The organism is Variovorax sp. UC74_104 (genome assembly GCF_044055375.1).
Taxonomy (GTDB): Bacteria; Pseudomonadota; Gammaproteobacteria; order Burkholderiales; family Burkholderiaceae_C; genus Variovorax.
Genome location: NZ_CP171979.1, coordinates 734,205 through 757,496, shown reverse-complemented (window position 1 = coordinate 757,496; position 23,292 = coordinate 734,205). Strand labels below are relative to the sequence as shown.

Genomic DNA, 23,292 nt, shown 5'->3' with positions numbered 1-23,292 from the left:
CCGCACAGGCTGTCAGACGTGCACTTCCCAGGATTCGAGAGTGATCAACGGTCGATGGTGTTCGATGCGATCGGTGCCACCTGCAAGCGCCACGGCTTCAGCCCCACGCTGCTCCCGGCCTGGCAGATGCAAACCGGCACGCCTTGCGTCTTTGGACGCCGACGAACTACTCGACGAGCGCGCGCTTCACATCTTCCTGCAGATTGCGCAGGTGCTCGCGCATGGCCGCGCGTGCGCGCTCGGCGTCGCGCGCGCGCAGCGCGCGAACGATCTCGCCATGCTCGTCGTGGTTCTCGGGCTGCCGGTGCAGCGGACTGTGCAGCCGGAAGAGCCGCGCATTGACGCGCAGTTCTTCCACCAGCCGCGGGAACACCACGTTGCCGCTGGCCGTGGCGATCAGCAGGTGGAAGCGGTCGTCGAAGTGCCAGTGTTCGGTTTCGCTGTGCTCGCTGCCGCCGAGCGTCGCGATGTCGGCCTCGAGCGTGTCGATCTCGGCATCGGTGATCTTGCCCACCGCCAGCGCGATGGCCTCGCACTCGATCACCTCGCGCGCGCGCATGCAGTCGAAGTACTCCTTGGTTCCCAGGGCGCGCACGGCGTAGGAGCGCGCGTCGCGCCGCACCAGCAGCCCCTCGCCCGCCAGCCGCACCAGGGCCTCGCGCATGGGCGTGCGCGAAATGCGCAGGTCTTCCGCCAGCCGTGCCTCCTGCAGCGGGCTGCCGGCCGATATCTGGCGATCGAGGATGAGGGTGCGCAACCGGTCGTAGGCCTGTTCGGCCAGGCTGGCCGAGCGCACCTCCAGGGGGGCGATCGTGATGGTGGCGGGCTGCGAGGGGCTGGGAAGGCTGGGCATGCGGGAAAGGGCGAAAGCCTCGAGGGCGGGTGAGCTTAGCAGGGCCGGCCAGGCGGCCTCAGCGCCATTCTTTCAGAGCCATTTGTCCAACGGATTGCCGTCGTTCGGCGCGCGCGGCCGCAGGCACGGCAGGAATTGGCCGGAGCCGGGCTCGGCCTGGAACACGCCGTCCTGCCACACGATGCGCCCGCGCGAGACGGTCAGGCCGGGCCAGGCGCGCAGCCGCATGCCCTCGTAGGGCGTGTAGTCGGCATCGTGGTGGAGCATGTCGTTGGACAGCAGCTTCTCCTGGCCCTCGGGGAACATGTCCCACACCACGAAGTCGGCATCGCTGCCCACGGCGATGGTGCCCTTGCGCGGGTACAGGCCGTACAGGCGCGCGGGGTTGGTGGCGGTGAGCTCGACGAAGCGGTGGATGTCGACGCGCCCCTTGAGCACGCCTTCGCTCATGAGCAGCGGCAGGCGGGTTTCCACGCCGGGAATGCCATTGGGGATGCGGTCGAAGGAGGCGTTGTCGCCGGCCACGCGCTTGCCGTCGCTGCCGTTCATGTTGAAGGGGGCGTGATCGGACGAGACGATGGTGAAGAGCCCGCTCGACAGGCCGTTCCAGATGAACTGCTGGTTGGCCTTGTCGCGCGGCGGCGGGCTGCAGATGCAGCGCGCGCCGTGCATCGGGTCGTCGGGGTCGATGCCCAGGTCCTCGGCGCTCAGGAACAGGTACTGCGGGCAGGTCTCGGCGTGGATGGGCAGCCCGCGTCCGCGCGCCCAGTGGATCTGTTCGACGGCCTCGCGGCCCGAGACGTGGACGATCAGGATCGGCGTGTCGACCAGTTCCGCCAGCGCGATGGCGCGGTGCGTGGCCTCGCGCTCCACCGCCATCTGCCGCGAGCTGGAGTGATAGCGCGGCGCGGTGAGGCCCGCGTCGAGCAGCTGCTCGGTGAGCCAGGCGATGCAGTCGCTGTTCTCGGCGTGGATCATCGTCATCGCGCCGTGGCGGCGGGCGGTGGCGAGCACCTCGATGATCTGGCGGTCGTCCAGCTTCAGGTCGTCGTAGGTCATGTAGATCTTGAAGGAGGTGTAGCCCTTCTCGATCAAGGCGGGCAGCTCGCGCTGCGTCACGTCGCGCGTGGCGTCGGCCACGATGAGGTGGAAGGCGTAGTCGATCACCGCCTTGCCCTCGGCGCGGCGGTGGTAGTCGTCCACCGCCTCCTGCACGCTCCGGCCTTTCTGCTGCGCGGCGAAGGGCAGCACGGTGGTGGTGCCGCCGCAGGCGGCCGAACGCGTGCCGGAGAGGAAGTCGTCGGCGAAGCGCGAGCCGTCGCTGGTGGGTTGGTCGAAGTGGCAGTGGCCGTCGACGCCGCCTGGCGTGACCAGCCGGCCGCGCGCATCGATCTCGCGCGCGGCGCTCGCGTCGAGCCCCTGCGCGATGGCGCAGATGCGCCCGTCGCGCACACCGATGTCGGCGGTGTAGCGGTCGCCGGCGGTGGCGATGTCTGCGTTGCGCAGGATCAGGTCGTAGGTGCGCATGGGGCGTGCGTTCTTTCTAGCTTCTAGCGCTGCTCGAGCGCGGGCTCGGGGGGCACCGCCGCCGGCGTGGAGCCATTGCCATAGGCACGGCCGTAGTGGCGCTCGATGCGGCGCTGGACGAAGTCCCAGGCGGTGGTCATGAGCAGGTAGTAGATGGCGGCAACGATGAAGAGCTCCAGCACCATGAACTTCTCCTGGATCAGCACCTGCGTGCGGCGCAGCAGCTCCTCCATGGAGATCACCGAGGTGATCGAGGTGGTCTTGAGCAGGCCGTTGATGCTGTTGCCCAGCGTGGGCACGATGAGGCGCATGGCCTGCGGCAGCACGATGTAGCGCATCGTCTGCGCGCTGCTGAAGCCCACGGCGCGCGCCGCGTTGGTCTGCCCCGCTGGAATCGACTGGATGCCTCCGCGCACGATCTCCGCGAGGTAGGCCGCCTCGTTGAGGATGAGGCCCAGCAGCGCCGACTCGATCACCGAGAGCTTCAGCCCCAGCTGCGGCAGCCCGGTGAAGATGATGATGAGCTGCACCAGCAGCGGCGTGCCGCGGAACACCCAGATGTAGAAGTGCGCCGGGGCTGCCAGCCAGCGGTGGCTGGACAGGCGAGCCAGTGCCAGCGCGCAGCCCACCACCATCCCGCCCGCGATCGCCGCGAGCGTGAGCCACAGCGTGGTCACCGCGCCGCTGAGGATGTACGGGTTGAACAGGTAGTCGAAGAAGCCCGACCAGCTCCAGCCTTGTCCCATGGAAGTTTCCTTCGCTTGCTCGATGGCGATGCGGACGGCGGCGCGCCGTCAGCTCGCCGGGCCCTTGACGGCCACGGCACCCTCGGCGGCCTTGACGCCGTACTGGTCGAACAGCTTCTGGAAGCTGCCGTCGGCCTTCATGTCGTTCATGACCTTGGCCATCGCGGCCGCCAGCTCCTTGTTGCGCGCGGCCAGCGCGACCGGCGTGGGGAACAGGCCGCTGAGCACGCGTTCGAAGTCGCCGCGCTTCTGGTATTCGGCGCCGGTCGAGTCGATGGACAGCGCCACTTCCACCTGCCCCGCGCGCAGCGCCTGGAAGGCCATGGCGAAGTTCTCGAAGGTGCGGATGGTCATGCCCTTCATGCCCTTGTCGGTGAGCTGCTTGTCGAGTTCGCGCGCCTTGCGCTCCTCGAAGCCGCCGAGCTCCACGCCGATGCTCTTGCCCGAGAGGTCGTCGGGCTTGGCGATCTTCAGCGGGTTGCCCTTGGCGGCGCTGATGCTGATGGCCTGGTCTTCGTAGACGAGCATCTGCATCAGCTTGGCACGCTCCTCGGTGAAGAAGATGCCGGTGTTGATCACGTCCCAGCGGCCGGCCTGCAGGCCGGGGATCATGGCCGAGAACTCGATGCGCACGTACTCGGGCGTGAGGCACAGGCGCTTGGCGATCTGCTCGCCGAGCTCCACGCGCATGCCCTTGAGCGTGCCGGACTGGTCGACGAACTGCATCGGCGGCAGCGTCGGGTTGACCGACATGGTCAGCGTGCCCTTCTTGACGAGGGCCGAATCGGGCACGGGCGACTTGCAGGCCTGCTGCGCGTTCGCGGCGCCAGCGAAGGAGATGAAGAGTGCCGTTGCCGACGCGAGAGCGGGAAGCAGTTTCATGGTGTGGTCCTTGAGGAAGGGATCGAGGCGACGAGGTGGGAAATCGGGGTGAGTTGGAAACGAGTTGCCGGCGGCTTCAGGCGCGGATCGAGTCCAGCAGTTCGAGTCGCGCGAGCTCTCGGCGCAGCTCGGCGGCATCGGCATCGGGCAGCGGCAGGCGCGGGGCGCGGGGCTTGCCGACGGGCAGGCCCATCATCGACAGGCCGTCCTTGGAGGCCGCGACGTAGCGGTGGCCGCCGACCCAGCGCACGATCGGCAGCATCTTCTTGTAGAGCGCGAGTGCCGCGGGCATGTCGCGCTCGTCGGCCACCAGCTCGAACAGGCGCGCCGACATCTTCGGGATGAGGTTGGAACACACGGCCACCCAACCCTGTGCGCCGAGCCAGAACGACTCGTAGCCGAGGATGCCCGCGAACACGGTCATGCGGTCGCCGCACAGCTCGATGATGTCGCGCACGCGGGTGACTTCGAGCGTCGACTCCTTGATGTACCTGCAGTTGTCGATGCGCGAGAGGCGCGCCACCAGTTCGGGCTTGAGGTCGACGTTGGCGGTGGCCGGGTTGTTGTAGACCATGATCGGAATGCCGATCGCCTCGCCCACTTTGCAGTAGTGCTCGAACAGCTCGTCGTCGGTGGGCGTGCTGTAGAAGGGCGGAATGATCATGACGCCGTCGGCGCCCATGCTCTCGGCCTCGCGACTCAGCCGCACGCACTCGTCGGTCCACTCCGCGCCGGTGCCGATCAACACCGGCACGCGTTTTGCAGCGGTGCTCACGCAGGTTTCGATCACCAGCTGGCGCTCGTCGGGCGTCAGCGAGAGGAACTCACCGGTGCTTCCCAGGGGGATCAGCCCGTGGATGCCTTCCTCGATTTGCCAATTGACCAGCTTCTTCAGCGCGGGCACGTCCACGTGCTTGCCGTCGGCGGTCATGGGGGTGATGAGCACCGTATAGGTGCCGCGGAACGCTGTCATGGGCAGTCCTTGGGAAAATTCGGGACGATTCGGTATATGTATACGTTGAGTATACGTATACAATTGGGCGCGTCAATCGTAAGTTGACGTTCTTCCTTCGCACTGCCCATGAGCGCCAGACTGACCCACCCTTGCATCACCCCGGCCGGACGCCCCGTGCGCTTCTGGTACGACGGGCAGCCCGTGGAGGGGCTGGAGGGCGAGACCATCGCGGCGGCGCTGGCGGCCGGCGGCATCAAGGCGATGCGCCACACCCGCCGCGGCGAGCGCCGAGGTCTTTATTGCGGCATGGGCGCGTGCTTCGACTGCCTCGTCACCGTCGACGGACAGGCCAGCCAGCGCGCTTGCCTCACGAAAGTGGCCGACGGCCAGCAGGTGCGTTCGGCGCAGCCTGCCGGCACGCCCGACGATCCGCTGCAGCCGCTCGCATCCCAGGCCGGCACCGAACCCGAGCGCCGACAGGTCGACGTGCTCGTCGTCGGCGCGGGCCCGGCCGGGCTTTCGGCCGCGCTCGCCGCGCGCCAGGCCGGCGCCGACGTGCTGGTGCTCGACGAGCGCCCCCAGCCCGGCGGCCAGTTCTACAAGCCGCTCGCGCCGTCGCACGAGGCGCCCTCCCCGGCCGACCGCCAGTTCGCGCAGGGCCTCGCGCTCGAACATGAAGTCCGCGCCGCCGGCGTCGTCATCGCCTCGGGCGCGCAGGTCTGGGCGGCCTTCTCTCCGCGCGAAGTGGCCGCGCTCATCGACGGGCGCGCCTGCGTGATCGGCTGCCGGCAACTCGTCATCGCGCCCGGCGCCTACGAGCGCCCCGTGCTCTTCCCCGGCTGGACCCTGCCCGGCGTGATGACCACCGGCGCCGGCCAGACGCTCGCGCGCGCCTACCGCGTCGCACCCGGACGCCGCGTGGTGATCGCCGGCAACGGGCCGCTGAACCTGCAGCTCGCCGCGGAGCTGCTCGCGGGCGGCGCCGAAGTCGTCGCTGTGCTGGAGTCGGCCTCGCGCCCTTCGCTGCGGCAATGGCGCCATCTGCTGAGCGCGGCGCGCACGGCGCCCGATCTGCTGCTCGACGGCTGGCGCTATCTGCGCAAGCTGCGCGCCCACAAGGTGCCCGTGCTGTGGGAACACGCCGTCGTTTCCGCGGAAGGCCCCGCCGGAGTGAGTTCGGTACAGGTGGCTCGGATCGATGCCCGAGGCCACGCACTGCCCTCCACGCTGCGCCGCCTCGAAGCCGACACGCTCTGCCTCGGCTACGGCTTCATCCCCTCCACCGAACTCGCGCGCATGCTGGGTTGCGAGCACCGCCTCGCGCCCCGCCATCTCGGCTACCTGACAACCGTCACGCAGGAAGATGGCGCCACCAGCCTGCCCGGCGTGTACGTCGTGGGCGATGGCGCCGACCTCGGCGGCTCCCGCGTCGCGCTTGCGCGCGGCACGCTGGCGGGCACCGCCGCCGCGCGCAACCTCGGCCTGAAGGCCCTCGAGCCCCGCGAGGCCACTGAAAAGCTGCATCGCGCCGAATGCTTCCAGCAGGCGCTGTGGTCGATCTACGCCCCACCGCCCCTCACCCTCGCGGCAGTGCCCGACGAAACGCTCCTTTGCCGCTGCGAGGAAGTCACCTTCGGCTCGGTGCGCGAGCAGATCCGTGCCGGCAGCGACACGCTGGCTGCGCTCAAGCGCAACACGCGCCTGGGCATGGGCCGCTGCCAGGCGCGCTACTGCGGCGTCACCGCCAGCCGTCTGCTGGCCGAACTGACGGGCCGGCCGCCGCAGGTGGAGCAGTACTTTGCACCGCGCCCGCCCGCCAAGCCGGTGCCGGCCGGCGCGCTCGGCTTCGAGAAGCCCGAATGGGGCGGCCACAAGCCCGCCATCACCCCCAACCTCGCGCGGCCGGTGGAGCAGCCACCCTTCGAGGGCACGCTGCGCACCGACGTGCTCGTGATCGGCGCCGGCGTGCTCGGCTCGTGCCTCGGCTACTACCTGTCGAAGGCCGGCCAGGACGTGACGGTGGTCGACCGCGACGACATCAACCTGCAGGCCTCGGGCGCCAACGCCGGCAGCCTGCACGTGCAGCTGCTGTCCTTCGACTTCGGCACCAAGGCGCAGGAAGGCGGCGGCCCGGCCGCGGCCACGCTGCCGCTCGGGCCGATGTCGGTGCGCCTGTGGCAGGAGATCGAGGCCGACTGCGACGAGGACCTCGAGATCAAGATCACCGGCGGCCTCATGGTGGCCGACAGCGAAGCCGGCATGCGCTTCCTCGAGGCCAAGGCCGCGCTGGAGCGCAGCCACGGCATCGACGCGCAGGTGATCGACGGCACAGAGCTGCGCCGCCTCTCGCCCGCGCTCTCCGAGCAGCTGCTCGGCGCCGAGCTCTGTCCCATGGAAGGCAAGATCAACCCGCTGCGCGCCACCTACGCCGTCGCCCGGCGCGCGCAGCAGCAGGGTGCGCGCATGCTGCGCGGCTGCGACGTGCAGTCGATCGAGGCGCTGCCCGGCGAAGGCGCCGGCTTCATGGTGCGCACCTCGCGCGGCAGCATCCACGCCGGGCGCGTCGTGAACGCGAGCGGCGCCTGGTCGAGCGCAGTCGGCCGCATGCTGGGCGTGAACATCCCCGTCAAGGGCGCGCCGCTGCAGATGATCGTGACCGAGCCCGCGCCGCCGCTGGTCGACCACCTCGTCGCGCATGCCGACCGGCACCTGAGCCTGAAACAGGCCGCCAGCGGCGGCCTGATCATCGGCGGCGGCTGGACGGCCGCCTTCAGCGAGGACATGCGCCTCAACCGTGCCGAGCGCGAAAGCATCGAAGGCAACCTCTGGGTGGCCAGCCACGTGCTGCCGGCCGTGCGCGGGCTGCACATCGTGCGCTGCTGGGCCGGCATGAACGTGAACATCGACGGCGCGCCCATCCTCGGCGAGGTGCCCGGCCACCCCGGCTTCTACAACGCCGTGACCTCCAACGGCTACACGCTCGCCCCCGTCACCGCGCGGCTGGTCACCGACCTCCTCGTGCGCGGGCGCACCGACATCGACATCAGCCCTTTCCTCATCGACCGCTTCCTCTGACCGCCATGACCGAAAACGCTTCCCCGCGCGACACGCTGCGCGACTACATCGACGCGCACTTCGACGAGCAGGTGCGCACCCTCGCCGAACTCGTGCGCTGCCCCTCCGACAACCCGCCGGGCGATTGCGCCCCGCATGCCGAGCTCACCGCTCGGCTGCTCGAAGCCATGGGCTTCACGGTCGAGCGCCACGAGGTGCCCGCCGAGTTCGCGGCCGCGCACGGCATGCGCAGCGTGACCAACCTCATCGTGCGCGAACGCTTCGGCGACGGCCCGGTGGTGGCGCTCAACGCGCACGGCGACGTGGTGCCGCCCGGCGCAGGCTGGAGCGTCGACCCCTACGGCGGCGAGGTGCGCGACGGCTGGCTCTACGGGCGCGGCGCCGCCGTGTCGAAGTCGGACTTCACCACCTACGCCTTCGCGATGCGCGCGCTCAAGCATCTTGTGGGCGCCGGCACGCCGCTGGCCGGCAGCGTCGAGCTGCACCTGACCTATGACGAGGAAACCGGCGGCATGACGGGCCCGGAGTGGATCCTCTCCAAGGGCCTGAGCAAGCCCGACTTCGTGCTCTCCGCCGCCTTCTCGCACCACGTCGTGGTGGCGCACAACGGCTGCCTGCATCTCGAGGTCGTCGTGCGCGGCACCTCGGCGCACGCCGCGCGGCCCGACACCGGCCACGACGCGATCGAAGCCGCGGCCACCCTGCTGCCCGCGCTCTACCGCTACCGCGACAGCCTCGCCGACCGCCCATCGCGCACGCCGGGCATCACCCATCCCACGATGGTGGTGGGCCTGATCGACGGCGGCATCAACACCAATGTGGTGTCCGACGTGCTGACCCTGCGCATCGACCGGCGCATCGTGCCCGAGGAATCGCCCGAAGCCGTCGAGGCCGAGCTGCGCGAGGTGATCGAGGCCGCCTGCCGCCCGCTGCCCGGCATCTCGGTGGAGATCCGCCAGATCCTGCTGGCCCGCCCCTTCGCGCCCGCACCCGGCGCCGACGAGTTCGCCGCGCTCGTGTGCCACGAGGCGAGCGAAGTCATGGGCAAGCCGGTCACGCCGATCGGCGTGCCGCTGTACACCGATGCGCGCCTGTACAGCGAGGCGGGCATTCCCACCGTGATGTACGGCGCAGGCCCCGAGTCGCTGCTCGAAGCCAACGGTCACCGCGCCGACGAGCGCGTGCCGCTGGACGAACTGCGCAAGGCCACACGCGTGGTCGCCAACACGCTGCATCGGCTGCTCACACGCTGACTCCCGTCTCGTCGGCGGCGCGCATGGCCGAAATCAGCACGTCGAGCAGTGCCGCGATTCCGGTGCGCGCCAGTGCAAGTTCCCTGATAGCCGCATGGCCAACTCGCCCGGCTCATCCACGGCACCAGGGCACCAAGGCACCAGGGCAAAGGCAACCCCGAATCGCTCGGCGCATCCTCCCATGTTTTGGCGATGAAGAGACGCTGCAAACCTTTACGCTTGCAGCAGCACGGGCATGCGGGCTCGACGAAGCCCCGGCCCCTCATCACCATCCGCACCATGACCGAGACAGAAACCTTGCCCGACGAGGAACTGGGCGCCCAGGCCACGCAGTGGCGCCGACGAGCGCTGCAAGGCGACCTGCATGCCCGTGGCATTGCCCATCAGCTGGAGGCCGAACTGCGCCGGCGCGCCGGCGCCCTCCCCCCTGACTACGAGATGCTGGACCTGCGGCTGCTCGAGCATCGGCAGGTCAAGCGACGCTGGTGGAAGCCCTGGTGATCCGGCCGCGGCGCGCCAGGCTTGCACACCCATGCGGGTCCGACGCGGAAGTGACCTGATCGGGCGAAACGCTCGATCAGGCTGCCCTTCGCCGAAGGCCAGGCACGCAGGTCCGCATCGAGCGTCCATCGCATGCAGATGGCGCCCCGGCCTCATGTGTGTCCTCACGGAAAGTGCTCGGCGGGTTCGGGGATCGCCACCCAGTCGTGCTTTCCTTCCTCCCGGACCGAGCGCTGGCACAGAAGGATGAGGGAACGCCTCCTGTGTTCGCCGACCGCCGCACGGATCAGGCCGCATGTTCCGATGCCGCCTCACACGAGCCGCTTGCGCGGGCCTTCAGGCCCCGGGGGTTCACGCGGATGCCCGTGCTTTCCTGTTGTTCATGCAGCCACTGCACGAGACGTTCGGCACGCGTGACGCCGATGCCGCGCACCGGATACCACCAGGTGGTGCCCGTGTCGTTGATGCGCTGCGCCAGCTGTCTCAGCGTGCCGAAACCCGCTTGCGCGAGCCGTTCGGACAACAAGGGATCGAACCAGATCGCCACGCTGTCATGTGCCTGCGGCGCATCCGCGCGCGATCGAACCGCGTCCCCCTCCCATGCGCGGGGCGTTCCGGTCTTCTGTGCGCTCAGCGGATGATGTGGCCTGCCCGTGACCGCTCCCTTCGCCTGAACGGCAATTCGCGGGGTGCTTTTCATGCGTCTCCTGTGTCTGGGTTCTCGTGTGCGCACGGAAAGGGCCGCGCGCGGTCGGCTTCGCCCCGCGACCCGCGCACACCGTGGATCGGATCGAACAGACCCTGCACGGGACATGCCAGGCGCCAAGGCGTTGATCCACAACGGTATTTCTGACGCACCGGGCCGCCGATGTTCGCCATCCAGACAAATTACATGCCCAAGCTTCGGACATGTGTCTGAACCGCGATCAGTATTTACCAGATGAGTGGGCCCGCGCGATACACCGATGCGCCCGGATTTCAAGACACCGGATGTCCTCGCCCCCAACACTTTTCAAGAAGCTGAATACATAGCAGAGCAATGGGTGAAGGACGCGGCTCGCGACGCTCGCCCATCGTCCATAGCGCCCGAAGGGATTTGCAAAGTACCCCGATGAGATCGTTAAATTTCTCGATCTCACTGAGGTGAAGGGCTAGATAAACGCTGCGAATCCGTAAACGAGTTGCTCAGGCCCTCAAGCATCGCCAGACTAAAGCTGGCGTCCAGAGACCGTATCAAAATGAGCTGTGTAGCGGTAGGCCGCCCGCCCCGATGCCGCATCGGTAATGCTTTCACGCTCCACGCCCAATACGGTTTCTGCTACTCGTTGCGATGGCACGTTCTCTATGTCGACCACGGCCTCAATAAACAAACTGCTAGGACCCGCTTTTCTCGCTTGGGAAAGCTGATCTTGAATCACCTCCCTGAAGATTTGCTTGGCGAGGCCTTTGTTGCGCCCTTCTTCTGGCACTGCGTAGCCGACAGACATGCAAGGTGAGCCGTCGATCTCACCATTCATGATGCACGCGAGAAACGCCTTCACGCTCTGTTTATCTTTGCTCAACCGTGCAGAAGTTAGACGACCGACTCCCGGCGCAGGGAGGTCGAAGTGGCTGAACAAGTCCCTGTGATTCCTGACCGCTGCCAAATCCAGCAATCCGCCTTTCAGGCCTTCCTGTAAGGACACATCCCTTGGTGCGGGTCTGCCATCTGTGTGCTCACGTTTCCTCCTGGGTACCAAGTCGACAAGAGATAGTCTCGGCCAGCGAGAAATCTTCTTCTTCGATAAGTATTGAGGCAGCATTCGTCCTGAGGTAAACGCAACTGACACCATTCAGGCCCAACCAGGACGACACCGAGATGCCGCTTCCAGCCGCGAAGGCCTATCTCTTGGCGACAGAAGCGGCGGCGCCTCGCGCCTTGGAGCGCTGCAGCGGCCGGCGCTCTGGAACACGTGTCGTCTTGCGCTCGGCCGAGTAGCGCCAGCCCGGCAAGGCCTGCGCCACCTCAGAGACCTGTGCGGGAGGCAACTCCAGCAGCATTGTTCCGGCCAGCGACTTCACCACGGTTGCGCCACGGGAACGCGCAGCCCTCTTAGCCGCCGTCAGGACCTTGATGTCCTGGGCGCTGCTGTTGAAGAAGACGTAGCGGCTCATGGGCAGGATTATCGGGTCAAGCCGTTTCCCTGCATAGCTGGGGGCAAATTGAGGTCTTCTGCCGCCTGGAGAGCCATCGCGACAATGGCGGCCGATCTGGTCTTGTCCCGCGGCAGGCTTTTCACAGCCGGCGTAGCGGCGAGTCGCCTGGCCAGGACCCCGGTGGCGATCGGCGTAGCCATGGACGTACCGCTCATCACGCCCCAGCGGTCACCAAAGATTGTCGATACGATTCCCACGCCCGGTGCCGTCAGCGCTACTTTTGCGCCTCGATTGGAGAAGCTGGCAAGGAAACTGTCATGCCCGCCCAGCGTTTTCCCAATTGATGGACTTGACGTCCAATCCAGATAGGTGCCGGCTGGCCAACTACCGACAAGGCCGATCGCTGAGATCGCGACCGCCTCGGTGTAGCGAGCCGGGTAGTCCACTTGGCCCTTGCCATCATTGCCCGTTGCGGCGATGCAGACACAACCCCGCGCCCAAGCGAACTCGACTGCATCTCTGATGCCATCGTCGGCCATGCTATCACCGATGCTCAAGTTCACCAGGTCGCAACCGCGGCTTGCCGCATCCTTGATGGCCGTCGCGATCGCGAAGCTCGATGCGTATGGATCACCCGATTCAAAAATCCGGTAGGCGTGAAGCTCGACGGCGCTCGCCTCGCCACGGCGCCAGCCGGCGGCGGATGAGGCGATCACCCCTGCCACATGCGACCCGTGCCCGTCCTCGTCGCGAAAGCGTCGGCTCGACTCGGCGGCAGTTGTGTTGAGCCCTCGTTTGATCTTCAGGTCGCGGTGCCGGCCAACGCCGGTGTCAACCACCGCTACCTGCACCCTATTGCCGGCACCGGCTGCAGGCTTTCCATAAATCATGCCCCTGGCGTCGGGCGCCGTCAGGTCGATCGGCATCACGGCAATTTCGTAGCCCGTCGCCGTGATAAGTACATTTGATACGCGCATCGGCCAACCCGAGTGAAGTGGGTCGACATAGACCGCGTCCACGCTTTTCGTCTTGTCGCTGAGCTCGAAGCTCGCCCTGCCGTACCGATCCGTCGTGCCCTCCACGCCGATGCCCTTGCCCTCGTTCGTCATCACAGTAACCAGCGCACCGACCAGGCGTTGCCGCTGCCCGTCGTCGAGTACCACCGTGACTGACCATGAGACGGTATGGCCCGCACGCAGGCGAGGCTTTTTCAGTGCCGTGCTCTGCGCGGACCAGGGGCGTGCCGGCCGCTCGAGGCTGTACCACTGTTCCTCAAGCACCTTCGTGCCCTCAGGCGCGTGCGCCTTGAGCTGGCCCAGAGTGAAGTGATCCTGCGGTTGGAGCAGCAATGCGCCGTCGGCTGGCGAGCGGCTTACCACCTTGAATGTTTCAGGCCGGACGGTGGCCCGTACGGTCTTGCGAGTCGGGCGAGCACCATTCCTGACGGCAGCCCCGACAGGTGAACCGCCACGCAGATCGAGGCGCATCAGGCGCATCGTTCTGAGGGGCGTTGGCGCGACAGAAGGCGAGGACGGACCCGGAACGACGATAAAACGTTTGGGGCGCTGTGAGAGTTTCATGGATGGACCTCGCCTGGGTTGCTTTTATGGTGACGGTGAGCTGGAGCAAGGCAAGAAGTCACTGCTCAGTAGTGCTCATTCCAGGACCACTGATCGGGCGGCTTTCTTCATACTTGGTGCAGCAAAGATCGTATCGACGTTGCCTTGGTGACACTAGCCGAGCCGCCTACCTGATTCATGGGGTACTCACGCACAAGGTACGACTCGTCGGCGAATTGCTGCCGCATCGCCGGCAGCCCGCGACATCCACTGCCTGACGTTCGTCACGTCAAGGCTATGTGCCCGTACGGATAGAAAAGCTGTTGCCGCGCCGGTGACAAACTGAGGCCCGAGCTCCACGAACATCCGGTAATCCAGATGATCTTCCTTGCTATCACTCCTTCCGATTGGACTGAAGCCTTGCGTACCACAACCGCGGCCGACGCAATCTGGTGCAGCAGCGACGCGATCTCAGAGAAGGACTTTGAGTCCTCGACTGCGCACAACCTCATCGAGATGCTTGGCGCGGATGGCGACCGAGGAACTGCTTGTCGGTCAACTCCTCGGATTGGCCGGCAACGACCTGGACTCACGCCGTCTGCGCGACTGTATCCCCGAGGCCTTCGGTCTGGTCTTTGCATCGCATTTGTGCTCCGCCATGAAGCCGCCGGACTGCTTTCAGGCGCGTGACGACGGCGGTGCATGGCGGCCGATCCCTTTGCGCGCCGAGCTGGTCTTCGTGCATGCCTTGCCCATCGCGCTGCACATCTTCCATCACGGGCCCCGGGCGCTTTTCAAGAATATCGCCGAGATGAATTCCGTGGTCGACGCCTTGAAAAATGTGCTGAACGCGAGCGGCTCGCTCGAAGGAAGCACCCTTCAGGGCCCGCAGATGCTGGGCCTTCCGGCGAGCCTCTACGACGGTGCGCTCAACCCCACACTCCCGCCACACTGAGCGCCCCGGAAATCATTTGCGGGCCACCACTTTCTGCTAGCGGTGGCAGCCCGCGCTAGGAGCAACTGCGCGCGCTCGACAGAAAGGTGCTGCGGGAGCGCGAGGCCGCAGCGCCTTGGCCGGCACTCGTTCGAACAGAGGGCGTACAAGCTCATCCGGAGGTTGCGGACGCGCCGATGATCTCGTCCTCAAGCCTGCAGGTCTCGGTGATGATCAACTCGTAAAGCGTGCGCACGAACGCGGGACTCATGCCGTGCTCGACGGCAAAGGTGGCCGCGCGCTCCTGCACGATGCCGATGCGATGGGGCTGCATCATCGGAATTGCGTGGTTGCGCTTGTGAAGACCGATACGGCAGCAGCAGACAAGCCTTTGCCTCAAGACCTCCAGCAGCGACCTGTCCAACCCGTCGAGCTCGTCGCGCAGCGACTGCAGGACCTGCTGGGCCGTCTCGCTGTCGGCGACGAGGCCCGTGCTTGCGCCTTCCGGGGCCGGGGTCACGGCCTCCTGGGGCCCGGTCGAATGCGACTGTTGTGCTGATGTCATGTGGATTTCCTTATTCGAGCCGGATGCCTTGGCTCGCGATGATCTGGGCAAGCGCGGCCGTGTCCGCCTTCACCCGGCGCACCAGCGCCTCGCCCGAGAGGCCAACGGCCTCGTAGCCGTGCTGGAACAGCTGCTGTCGCACTTCGGGCAGCCGGATGAGTTCCGCGAGCACCCGGTTCAGGCGCTGCACGATGGGCGCCGGCAAGCTCGCGGGCGCCGCGGCGGCCGTCCAGATCTCCAGTTCGAAATCCTTCAGCCCCACTTCCTGCAGGCTCGGGTAGTCCGGCACGAGTGCGGAGCGGCGAGGCGAAGTCACGCCGATCGCGCGCAGCTTCCCGGCCTTGACCTGTTCGTCGGCGAGCCCCGGCGGAAGCAGCGCCAGCTGCAGTTGCTCACCGATCAACCCGGTGATGACCTGCGGATTGCCCTGGTAGGGCACGTGCGTGGCGCCGATGCCGGTGCGCGCCTTCAGGAGCTCCATGCCGAGGTGGCCGATCGTTCCGATGCCGGGCGAGCCGTAGCTCCATCTGTTGCCCGCGGCACGCGCCGCATCGAGAAAGCCGCGGGCGTCCGTTCTCGATGCCTCCGGCGTCGTGGCGAGCACCAGCGGGGCGGTGCAGATGATGCTGAGCGGCACCAGGTCCTTCTGCGGGTCGTAGGAGAGAGCCGGATTGAGGATCTTGGCAATGGTCATGTTGCCGTTGATGAGGATGCCGATCGTGTGCTGGTCGGTGGACTTCGCGACGATGTCCGCGGCGATGTTGCCGCTGGCGCCCGAGCGGTTCTCGACGATCACCGGCTGGCCCAACGCCTTCGCCATGGGCGCGGCCAGCACGCGTGCCACGAAGTCCGGCGAGGAACCGCCACCAAAGCCGACGACGAGGCGCAGCGGTCGTGTGGGCCAGTTCAGGCCCGAACTGCCCGCGGGCTCCGGTGGACCAAGGTTCGGGCGGCTCGAACCGGGTGTTTGCGCGCAGGCGATGCCGGCGCAGGCGAGCACGCCGGCCAGACACAGCAGACGCGCGGAGAGCGATCGAAAAAGATAAAGGGACATGGGTAGGACGTTGGGGATCGAAAGCCCAAGTCTTTCTCCGGCTGCGCACAGGATCAACTCCTGCCTGGGATGCAAAAAGCATCACCGCACGGCGTCGTCGCAAGAGCCTGGAATGTCCACGCACGGGCGTGGTCCGAGGCTTGTCATGCTTGCTTGCTACGCAAGATCGTGGCGAGCGCGAGGCCGATGAACAGGCCGCGGCTGACAGCGACAGGAACCGTCCGCCGCGAAGTCTCCGTGGGCGATCACGCCCCTGGCCAGGGGCGTGGCTGCTTCGGCAGATACATCGAGGTCGTGCTCGGCAAGGCATGGCCCAGGTTGTTCTGCACGACCTGCAGGGGCAGCGGCGCACGCCCTTCCCTGCCCTGCAGCGCGTGCGCGCCGTGGGTATGGCGCAGCCAGTGGGTGCTGGCCCTGCGCAGGCGCTCCGCATCCGCCGCATCGAGGCCCTGGGCAGCACGCGCGAGGAACGCCTTCATGGCCTGGTAAAGCCCCGAGGACGACCATGCGGGCGGATGCTCGCCGCCCGCCCCGAACCGGGCCAGCACCGCGATACCACGATTGCCCGGCGCATCCGCTTCCCTGTCGAAGCCATGGCGCGCGAGCTCATCGGCCAGTTCGTCGACCAATTCGTGGGGCACCGGCACCTGGCGGCGGACGCCGCCCTTGCCACTCACTGACAGCGACCAGGCCGCCGGGGCCGCGTCGCCGGGCGTCGAGGCGGGCTGACGTCGCAGATCCCCGCAATGCGCGCCGGTGATCTCGTTCAGACGCAGCCCGGTAGCATAGAGCCAGCGCATGCCCCTGCGCAGCCGCCGTCCGGCTTCGGTGCCCATGCGGGCGTGCAGCAGCCTGTCGATGTGGTCCCACTGCGCGAAGCTCAGGGTGCGATTCGCGCCGAGCGGCCGCTGGGAATCCCGAGGCAATGCAGATGCCGCGAAGGGATTGCCCGTCACATAGCCTTGGCCCTGCAGGAAGGCGAACAGGCTGCGAAGGATGATCAGCGCCTGGCGCAGCGTCACCGGTGTCAGCGCGCCCTCCAGCGGGCGCCACATAGGCGACCAGCGCTGGTGATGGCGCGATCCGCACCAGGCCGCGGGCGGCGCGGCCAGAAAGGCCTGGTAGGCGCCCGCGTCCTCATGCGTCAGCGAAGACAGCGCCTTGCCACGCTCCAGCACGGACCACAGCAGCAATCGCTCCGCTTCCTTGCGGTAAGACCGCTGCGTGGACGAGAGGGTGCCTGGGGCCGCGCCGGGCTCCCCTTTGGAGGCCAGCCAGGCGCCGATCGCCTCGTGGTCGTTGGCCGCCGCGAGGCGACAGGCCTCGCGCGGCGCGCGACAGGCCCCGGTGCGGCCGTCCAGCCCAGCGGGCAGCACGAACTTCTCGTAGGGCAGCAAGGCGGTGGCGGCGGGGACCACCGCCGCCAGGACGGCGGGGCGCAACTGCCGGCGCGGCTGCACCGCATGCGCGCCGACGCGCAGACCGAGCACCTGCTCGTTCGCGTGCAGCCAGTCCAGGATCCGGCCCGCCTTGCGTTCACCGACGCCCGGCACATGGACCCACCAGCGCGCACCGGCGCCATTGATGCGCTCCACCAGTGCGGACAGCGTCGCGAGGCCCGCGCGCTCCAGCCGCTCGGCCAGCACAGGATGCAGCCAGGCGGCCACGCCGTCCCCTGCTCGAGGATCCTTTGCGACCAGGTCCTCCAGCCAGCGCAGCGCCTCCAGCTGCCGCTCGATGACGCGCGCGCGCCGGGTGGGCCGGCCACCGCCTCCCCCCCGTCCTGGCTGCCCGGCGCCTGCCTGCCCGAAGGCGGCTTCGTAGGCCTCGATCTGCTCGGCCTCGGAGAAATCCTCCATTCCCTGGGCCAGTGCGAAATCGGCGAGGCTCGGCAGGACCGGTGCGGCCGTGAAGCGTTCGGGGTCGAGCAGGATCAGGCGGGCCGTGCCAGGTTTCTGCTCGCGGCGTGCAGCCGCGGCGAAGGCGTCGCGGATCCAGGCGATCGTGCGTCGCACGGTGCGCAGGTCGACGTGCTCGCCCTCCAGACGGAGGTAGCGGTCCCAGGCATCGCGCTCGTCGACGCCCTGGGCGAGCGCGCGCATGAACGCGAAGTGGCCGCGGTGCAACCGGCGCGTGGGCGCTTTCTTCATGGGGACGTGGTGGAATCGCCGGCCACATCGGCCTGCCAGAACCTCCAGCGGCGCCGGGGTGCATCGGTGCGAGGCGGCAATTGGCGGGCTTGACTCGCTCGGATGCGCTGGCGCAGCTCGACCTCGAGGGCATGGGCAACGCCGTAGGCCTGCTTCACGCCACGCAAGGCCTGCGTACGCCATTCGACGGCCAGGCGCTCGAGCTCTTCATCGCTCAGTCCGGCCAGCTCCTCCGGGCCCGGGACAGGGTAACGGCTCATCGCCTTGCGACCATTTTTCCGCGCTCGGCGATGGCCAATCTTGTGCAGCGGCGGTACACCGGACCGGGGCTCGGCGCGTGGCTTCGCGCACTCTCCCTACGGCCGGTGTCCCCGGCGGGTTCGAATCTCATGGTGCGACCTCCCCTTCGTTTTCCATGTCGAGATTTTGCATAATCATCAATTGTAATTCTAGGTGTTTGTTGCCGCGTTCTGGAGAAACCATCGGCGATCTGGGTGCTAACTCCTTGATTTAATTACATCTTTTGGATCGCCGGAGGGCCGGATCCAGGCACTGGGAAGGAGTGAATTCACCACAGCTGAGGAGCTTGATTCGCTTTGGCTGCCAAGTCGTTGTCACTGCTAGTGACGAGACGCTGGGCCACGCATGAGTCCGCCGCGCAAACGATCCACGACCGTTTGCGCGTATCGAGCCGCGGACCGGATCGAGGTTCGTCGTAGCCGCGACGACTGGGCAGGCAGGCCAACGAGCGCGGCATGGACTGAAATGGATGGCTCCGTCGTCGCGCCGCCGACGTCGCTCCAGGATGGAGCGGCGATGTACTCGGGATTCGGAGATATCCGAAATCGGGCATCGGCCCGAACGGAGCTATTCCAAAAGACGTCGACGGCGACCATTGAATTTAAGTTGGAGTGAGTGCACACATTCACTCTCACCGCCGCCGCGGTGCGATGGGCTTTGGGCCGTGATGGCTCGTTCTTCTGGGGCCCGGTCAGGACACCCCGACGCTTTCGTCTGGCCGGGCCACAGGGCACGACCACAGTCCCCAGAAAGGGCCTTTTGGCCCACCGCGCTTTCACACTGCCCTGCCCTTTCGCAAATCCCATTGGCACTCACATGAAGAGCGAATCTGCCGTTCTCGTGTGCCCGACTTCTCCTCCTGAAGCGCTCGACGGAGGATTTCAGGAGAGCCTCCCATGAGAGGTTTTGCATCACCCTACAGCGTCAGCGCGACGAGCAGTGTTGAAACGCAGGCTTCACTTGGCGCCGAATGCCCATTGGCGATGCAACGACTTCCTACAGCGAAGCCGCCGGGACTGCGGTCCCTTCGACCCTGCCCTCGCCTTCAACTCGGGCGGCCGGGCGCGAACTCCACTGACACGACCTTCCGCGCGTGGCACCCCGCACCCCTTTTCCACGAACCGCAACGATCCGGCCCGGAGCCATGAACCTGCGCCTCTGTGCCGTTGCAGTACTTCGAACCGTGCGCGGAGGACTCTTGTCGCCCGACCGTTGGTTGGTGACAGCTTGGGCTCGCGGGCACTACGGACCTGCCGCAGGGATGGAAACCTGGTTTCCACGACAGGATCCGGCCGCCTTGGACGAGATGGTCCGGCCTGGAGATCACTTCGCGGCGGGGACCGGCCGATGGCACCGGTTGAAACCACTGTCCGGTGCCGGCGCAATCGCGGTGGAAACCTGGTTTCCAGGCGGCAGCCATAGCTTCTTCGATTGCCCGCACGGATGCTGCAGACCCTGCGCCTTGTACAATCGGCGACGCATCCGGACTGACGGTCCGACCAGTCCTGCAGAGGCAGAAGGCATCGCGAGACTCGGAGGTACGCTCGCGGGTCTGTCGGCTCTCGCCGCCCTGCGCCGGGATGGCCGGGCGGGCCGGCAACCAACGCCGAGGGTGCGAGACCCGGGCCGAGGGATACGCCGGGGTGGCCATACCCGGATGGTTGAAGAAACGCCCTTCGCCGCTCGGTCGCGAAGGGCTTGCATCGGCTTGTGAACCCTAGCCGAGCAGCTTGACCTTCTGCAGCGTCTCAGCGACAGATTTCAGGAGCGCTTCCGATGGAAGCCCCGCAACCGGCCCTGGCAGCAGGGTCAGCGTGACGGTACCGTCGGGCGCCCGCAGGCACGAGCCCACCGTCTGGCCATCGCTCGTGATCGCGAGCTTCTCCGGCTTCGCGACCGCCTCCACGCCAAGCAACCGAGCCACGACGGCCGCCGGCGCAAGCTTCTGGCCACGGATCTTCTCGGCGCGCTTGAGAAGCCCTCGGCGATCTTTATCGAGGGCCGCATTGAGTTGCTCCGCGTAGCGATGCTGGACTTCCAGCGGAGTGCGGAAGCACTCCAGCACGGCCGACGGCAGCTGCGCCACCATCAATGCCTTGCGGACCCAGGTATGGCTCACGCCGAGCTTCTCGGCCAACTGGCGCTGGGTCGGGAAGAGCTGCTCCTCGAGCGCTCGCTGGTACATCACGCCCTGCTCATAGGGAGAAAGATCCGCACGCTCGCGGTTCTCGCGGTCCATGGCTGCGAAGAGTTCGGCGTCGCCAAGTTCGTCGAGCCAGACCGCGGCCAGGACAGGAATGCCAAGCTCCAGGCACGCGCGGTGACGACGATGGCCAAAGACCAGTTCGTACTGGCCGGCCTGGTCCGGGAGCGGTCGCACCAGGATCGGCTGCACATTCCCGCCGGCTTGCTCGATATCGGCCTTGAGACCGGCGAACTCCGCGTTCTCGAACGAGGCCGGATGACGATTGGCCCAGCGGGAGACGCGGATGCTTGCGGGGTCCAGCTTGCGTGTCGGAGTCGACCCGTCGTACTGGCGCAGCCGCTCGCGCAGGGTGGCCAGTTCGCCCTCCACCACTTGCATCTGGCCGCGGAATGCCAGCATCTGGCCGGGACCTGTGCGCGGCGCGAGCGCTCCGGCCTGTGCCGGTGGAAACCTGGTTTCCACGGCGGTGGCCGCGGCGCCGGGAAGAACCGGCGCGATCGAAGGCGCCGGGGCCGCAGCGGACTCCGGGGCTGCCGCGGGCATAGGCTCCGGAATCGACAATCCGGCGGTCAGGGCTTCTAAACGTTTGCGGGTACTAGCCATTGACACCTCCATGGCGATGGAAACCTGGTTTCCACGCGGATCGCGTGGCCTGAAATGGACCGCCCGCGAGCGAGCCCACCGATCGGAGCGCGCGGCATGGAAACCTGGTTTCCACTCCGCCAGCCGCCGTCCACACGTGGAAACCTGGTTTCCACGCAGCGCCGACCGCTCCCAGCCGGCTGGCACTCCACCTGATATTCGGAAAGACGGCGGCCTTCCAACCGCAGCCCGTCGCGACGGGACAGGGCAGGGACCGCGAGTCCTTGCTGGAAACCTGGTTTCCACGCCACGTCGACGCACCTTCCGGTTCGTGCATGCGGGGCCTCATTGCGCCTGGCCCTTGTCCGACCAGCTGCTCACCACCGACTGCTCCACGAGGTCCACGAAGGCGTCATAGGCATCGGACGCACGCTTGTAGGTCTTGGCAGCCCCCTCGTACTTCTGCACGTCATAGACCGTCGCGAACTCGGCGGCCTTGTTGCTGGTCACGCTGGTCTTCGGAATCTCCACCGGCAGGGTGTACTCGCCGTAGGTGGCCTGGATCCATTGCCGGACCGCGGGCGTCGCCGGGTCGCTCGGATCGACCCGGCTGAGCAGCACGTGCAGGAAGTCGAATGCCTTGCCGGCGCGCTCGCCGCTTTGCGCATCGAGGTTGCTGCCCAAATCGGCCAGGAGAGACCAGAACTGCGCGGACGACGCGAAGTCCAGGCCGGACGGCGGCACCGGCACCACGATGCCGTTGGCCGCCCACAAGGCATTGATCGTCACATAAGAAAGCGACGGGGGAGTGTCGATGACGATCACGTCGTAGAGATCCCGCACGCTCTCCAGCCCGGCGTTGAGCACGTCCCAGAAGCGCGCGCCGGGTTCCTGCATCTGCCGCGCCGGCAGCGCGAACTCGGCCGAAAAGAGGAAGGGGGCGGCGGCCACGAGGTCCAGCCCGTCCCAGTAGGTAGAGCGGATCGCGTAGCGGATGTCCGACTGGCTGCCGTCGCACAGCGGCGCGATCGTCATGTCCTCGCTGATCTCCGCTTCCGGCAGCAAACCGTGCAGGGTCGTGAGCGACCCCTGCGGGTCGGTGTCGATGGCCAGCACCCGGTGGCCGCGAAGGCTCAGCCCCTGGGCCAGCACCATGGCCGTGGTCGTCTTGGCGACGCCACCCTTGAAGTTGCCCACCGCGATCGTGAAGGCCTTCTTGCCGGCAGGGCGCATCTTGTCGGTACGGTAGGTTCGCGTCCACCTGCGCAGTTCGCTCAGTTCGAAGTTGCGCTTGCCGCCGGCAGGCGTCAGCCGACCGCTGGGCAGGTCCTCCTTGGTGATGCGGTAAGCCACGTGCGCCTTGTCGACGCCGCACAAGGCGGCCAGTTGCGCCGTCGAGTAAATCGGCGCAACCTTGCGGGCCTCGGGTGCGAGCAGGCGACCGCGGATCTGCTCGATCATGGAACCGGCACGCGTGGCCAGGTTCGCGATCCGTGGCATGTCGATGCGCGCCCGGGCAGGAGAAGGAATAGAAGGGGAGGGCGTGGAAACCGGGTTTCCAGCGCCGGCGGGAGCGGGCAGTGCCATGTGAAAGCGACCTTATTCGACAGAATTCAGCCATTCTATGGGAATCCGTCGAATGAACAAGATTCACAAAGAACACCACCTGACAAGACGCCCCAACTGTGAGAGCCGTTGGGGAATCACGTGAGACTTTCTGGGATTCCAGAGCCGGACGCACCTGCGCGAGCTCCGATTTCGGGTTCGCAGGCCCCTTCGGCGTCCCAAAGATGCTCGGTAAGGCGGTGGAAGCAGGCGCAAGGTGATCGAAATCGCTCCCTCTGCCTCCACCAACCCTTGTCCACTCACTTCAAATCCCAAGCATCCGCACATTCCCGCTCGCCAAACCCCAGCCGGTCTCACATTAAATCCCAAGGAATCTCACGTCAAATCCCAGCGTTACTCACAGAAACCCTTCCAAGTCCTTGTCAGACAAAAAGAAAGTGCTCCGCCA

Annotated in this window: 19 protein-coding genes; 4 read left to right on the top strand and 15 right to left on the bottom strand. The window is 67.0% G+C overall.

Annotated elements, in window-relative coordinates; all coding sequences use genetic code 11:
• Positions 1 to 166: 166 nt before the first annotated feature.
• The 5 genes from ACHMXA_RS34220 to ACHMXA_RS34200 form a co-directional block, all read right to left on the bottom strand.
• Positions 167 to 853 (bottom strand): GntR family transcriptional regulator, encoded by a 687-nt coding sequence (locus ACHMXA_RS34220; protein WP_395321899.1) that lies wholly within the window; start codon positions 851 to 853, stop codon positions 167 to 169.
• Between the two features lie 72 nt (positions 854 to 925).
• Positions 926 to 2,380 carry a dihydropyrimidinase gene (gene hydA, locus ACHMXA_RS34215; protein ID WP_395321897.1) on the bottom strand — a complete coding sequence of 485 codons (1,455 nt, stop codon included), beginning with the start codon at positions 2,378 to 2,380 and terminating at the stop codon, positions 926 to 928.
• A gap of 23 nt (positions 2,381 to 2,403) precedes the next feature.
• Positions 2,404 to 3,126 (bottom strand): amino acid ABC transporter permease, encoded by a 723-nt coding sequence (locus ACHMXA_RS34210; protein WP_395321895.1) that lies wholly within the window; start codon positions 3,124 to 3,126, stop codon positions 2,404 to 2,406.
• A gap of 48 nt (positions 3,127 to 3,174) precedes the next feature.
• Positions 3,175 to 4,008: an ABC transporter substrate-binding protein gene (locus ACHMXA_RS34205; RefSeq protein WP_395321893.1), complete on the bottom strand. Its 834-nt coding sequence runs from the start codon at positions 4,006 to 4,008 to the stop codon at positions 3,175 to 3,177.
• 76 nt (positions 4,009 to 4,084) lie between these two features.
• The gene (locus ACHMXA_RS34200; protein ID WP_395321892.1) at positions 4,085 to 4,981 is read right to left on the bottom strand and encodes a dihydrodipicolinate synthase family protein; all 897 of its coding nucleotides are present in this window, start codon (positions 4,979 to 4,981) and stop codon (positions 4,085 to 4,087) included.
• Positions 4,982 to 5,089: 108 nt separating this feature from the next.
• Between ACHMXA_RS34200 and ACHMXA_RS34195 the strand changes: the two genes are divergently transcribed.
• From ACHMXA_RS34195 to ACHMXA_RS34185, 3 genes are all read left to right on the top strand, one after another.
• Entirely contained in the window at positions 5,090 to 8,038 is a 2,949-nt protein-coding gene (locus ACHMXA_RS34195; protein ID WP_395321890.1) for an FAD-dependent oxidoreductase, read from the top strand.
• A 5-nt stretch (positions 8,039 to 8,043) separates the two neighbouring features.
• Complete coding sequence (locus tag ACHMXA_RS34190; protein WP_395321888.1) at positions 8,044 to 9,291, top strand: M20/M25/M40 family metallo-hydrolase; 1,248 nt, start codon at positions 8,044 to 8,046, stop codon at positions 9,289 to 9,291.
• A 279-nt stretch (positions 9,292 to 9,570) separates the two neighbouring features.
• A complete protein-coding gene (locus tag ACHMXA_RS34185; protein WP_395321887.1) occupies positions 9,571 to 9,792 on the top strand; it encodes a hypothetical protein in 222 nt (73 codons plus the stop codon).
• 286 nt (positions 9,793 to 10,078) lie between these two features.
• Here ACHMXA_RS34185 and ACHMXA_RS34180 read toward each other — a convergent pair whose 3' ends face one another.
• The 4 genes from ACHMXA_RS34180 to ACHMXA_RS34165 form a co-directional block, all read right to left on the bottom strand.
• Positions 10,079 to 10,492 carry a phage integrase family protein gene (locus ACHMXA_RS34180; RefSeq protein ID WP_395321885.1) on the bottom strand — a complete coding sequence of 138 codons (414 nt, stop codon included), beginning with the start codon at positions 10,490 to 10,492 and terminating at the stop codon, positions 10,079 to 10,081.
• A 508-nt stretch (positions 10,493 to 11,000) separates the two neighbouring features.
• Complete coding sequence (locus ACHMXA_RS34175; RefSeq protein WP_395321883.1) at positions 11,001 to 11,411, bottom strand: hypothetical protein; 411 nt, start codon at positions 11,409 to 11,411, stop codon at positions 11,001 to 11,003.
• Between the two features lie 262 nt (positions 11,412 to 11,673).
• Positions 11,674 to 11,946 carry a hypothetical protein gene (locus ACHMXA_RS34170; protein ID WP_395321882.1) on the bottom strand — a complete coding sequence of 91 codons (273 nt, stop codon included), beginning with the start codon at positions 11,944 to 11,946 and terminating at the stop codon, positions 11,674 to 11,676.
• A gap of 8 nt (positions 11,947 to 11,954) precedes the next feature.
• The gene (locus ACHMXA_RS34165) at positions 11,955 to 13,508 is read right to left on the bottom strand and encodes a S8 family peptidase (RefSeq protein ID WP_395321880.1); all 1,554 of its coding nucleotides are present in this window, start codon (positions 13,506 to 13,508) and stop codon (positions 11,955 to 11,957) included.
• Positions 13,509 to 14,016: 508 nt separating this feature from the next.
• Here ACHMXA_RS34165 and ACHMXA_RS34160 point away from each other — a divergent pair.
• Complete coding sequence (locus ACHMXA_RS34160) at positions 14,017 to 14,442, top strand: hypothetical protein (RefSeq protein WP_395321878.1); 426 nt, start codon at positions 14,017 to 14,019, stop codon at positions 14,440 to 14,442.
• Between the two features lie 151 nt (positions 14,443 to 14,593).
• On the opposite strand, the gene ACHMXA_RS34155 is transcribed toward ACHMXA_RS34160, so the two are convergent.
• The 6 genes from ACHMXA_RS34155 to ACHMXA_RS34130 form a co-directional block, all read right to left on the bottom strand.
• Positions 14,594 to 14,986: a chorismate mutase family protein gene (locus ACHMXA_RS34155; protein WP_395321876.1), complete on the bottom strand. Its 393-nt coding sequence runs from the start codon at positions 14,984 to 14,986 to the stop codon at positions 14,594 to 14,596.
• A gap of 10 nt (positions 14,987 to 14,996) precedes the next feature.
• Positions 14,997 to 16,040 carry a Bug family tripartite tricarboxylate transporter substrate binding protein gene (locus ACHMXA_RS34150; RefSeq protein WP_395321874.1) on the bottom strand — a complete coding sequence of 348 codons (1,044 nt, stop codon included), beginning with the start codon at positions 16,038 to 16,040 and terminating at the stop codon, positions 14,997 to 14,999.
• Positions 16,041 to 16,285: 245 nt separating this feature from the next.
• The gene (locus ACHMXA_RS34145; protein WP_395321872.1) at positions 16,286 to 18,190 is read right to left on the bottom strand and encodes a phage integrase family protein; all 1,905 of its coding nucleotides are present in this window, start codon (positions 18,188 to 18,190) and stop codon (positions 16,286 to 16,288) included.
• A complete protein-coding gene (locus ACHMXA_RS34140) occupies positions 18,187 to 18,450 on the bottom strand; it encodes a hypothetical protein (RefSeq protein WP_395321870.1) in 264 nt (87 codons plus the stop codon). Before ACHMXA_RS34140 ends, ACHMXA_RS34145 begins: the two co-directional genes overlap by 4 nt.
• A gap of 1,757 nt (positions 18,451 to 20,207) precedes the next feature.
• Positions 20,208 to 21,299, bottom strand: a complete 1,092-nt coding sequence (locus ACHMXA_RS34135; protein WP_395321868.1) for a ParB/RepB/Spo0J family partition protein — start codon at positions 21,297 to 21,299, stop codon at positions 20,208 to 20,210.
• A 324-nt stretch (positions 21,300 to 21,623) separates the two neighbouring features.
• The gene (locus tag ACHMXA_RS34130; protein WP_256099070.1) at positions 21,624 to 22,778 is read right to left on the bottom strand and encodes an AAA family ATPase; all 1,155 of its coding nucleotides are present in this window, start codon (positions 22,776 to 22,778) and stop codon (positions 21,624 to 21,626) included.
• Positions 22,779 to 23,292: the final 514 nt, after the last annotated feature.

Coding starts and splice junctions, on each gene's coding strand:
- ACHMXA_RS34220 (WP_395321899.1), bottom strand. CDS start 853: ATGCCCAGCCTTCCCAGCCCCTCGCAGCCCGCCACCATCACGATCGCC.
- hydA (WP_395321897.1), bottom strand. CDS start 2,380: ATGCGCACCTACGACCTGATCCTGCGCAACGCAGACATCGCCACCGCC.
- ACHMXA_RS34210 (WP_395321895.1), bottom strand. CDS start 3,126: ATGGGACAAGGCTGGAGCTGGTCGGGCTTCTTCGACTACCTGTTCAAC.
- ACHMXA_RS34205 (WP_395321893.1), bottom strand. CDS start 4,008: ATGAAACTGCTTCCCGCTCTCGCGTCGGCAACGGCACTCTTCATCTCC.
- ACHMXA_RS34200 (WP_395321892.1), bottom strand. CDS start 4,981: ATGACAGCGTTCCGCGGCACCTATACGGTGCTCATCACCCCCATGACC.
- ACHMXA_RS34195 (WP_395321890.1), top strand. CDS start 5,090: ATGAGCGCCAGACTGACCCACCCTTGCATCACCCCGGCCGGACGCCCC.
- ACHMXA_RS34190 (WP_395321888.1), top strand. CDS start 8,044: ATGACCGAAAACGCTTCCCCGCGCGACACGCTGCGCGACTACATCGAC.
- ACHMXA_RS34185 (WP_395321887.1), top strand. CDS start 9,571: ATGACCGAGACAGAAACCTTGCCCGACGAGGAACTGGGCGCCCAGGCC.
- ACHMXA_RS34180 (WP_395321885.1), bottom strand. CDS start 10,492: ATGAAAAGCACCCCGCGAATTGCCGTTCAGGCGAAGGGAGCGGTCACG.
- ACHMXA_RS34170 (WP_395321882.1), bottom strand. CDS start 11,946: ATGAGCCGCTACGTCTTCTTCAACAGCAGCGCCCAGGACATCAAGGTC.
- ACHMXA_RS34165 (WP_395321880.1), bottom strand. CDS start 13,508: ATGAAACTCTCACAGCGCCCCAAACGTTTTATCGTCGTTCCGGGTCCG.
- ACHMXA_RS34160 (WP_395321878.1), top strand. CDS start 14,017: ATGGCGACCGAGGAACTGCTTGTCGGTCAACTCCTCGGATTGGCCGGC.
- ACHMXA_RS34155 (WP_395321876.1), bottom strand. CDS start 14,986: ATGACATCAGCACAACAGTCGCATTCGACCGGGCCCCAGGAGGCCGTG.
- ACHMXA_RS34150 (WP_395321874.1), bottom strand. CDS start 16,040: ATGTCCCTTTATCTTTTTCGATCGCTCTCCGCGCGTCTGCTGTGTCTG.
- ACHMXA_RS34145 (WP_395321872.1), bottom strand. CDS start 18,190: ATGAAGAAAGCGCCCACGCGCCGGTTGCACCGCGGCCACTTCGCGTTC.
- ACHMXA_RS34140 (WP_395321870.1), bottom strand. CDS start 18,450: ATGAGCCGTTACCCTGTCCCGGGCCCGGAGGAGCTGGCCGGACTGAGC.
- ACHMXA_RS34135 (WP_395321868.1), bottom strand. CDS start 21,299: ATGGCTAGTACCCGCAAACGTTTAGAAGCCCTGACCGCCGGATTGTCG.
- ACHMXA_RS34130 (WP_256099070.1), bottom strand. CDS start 22,778: ATGCCACGGATCGCGAACCTGGCCACGCGTGCCGGTTCCATGATCGAG.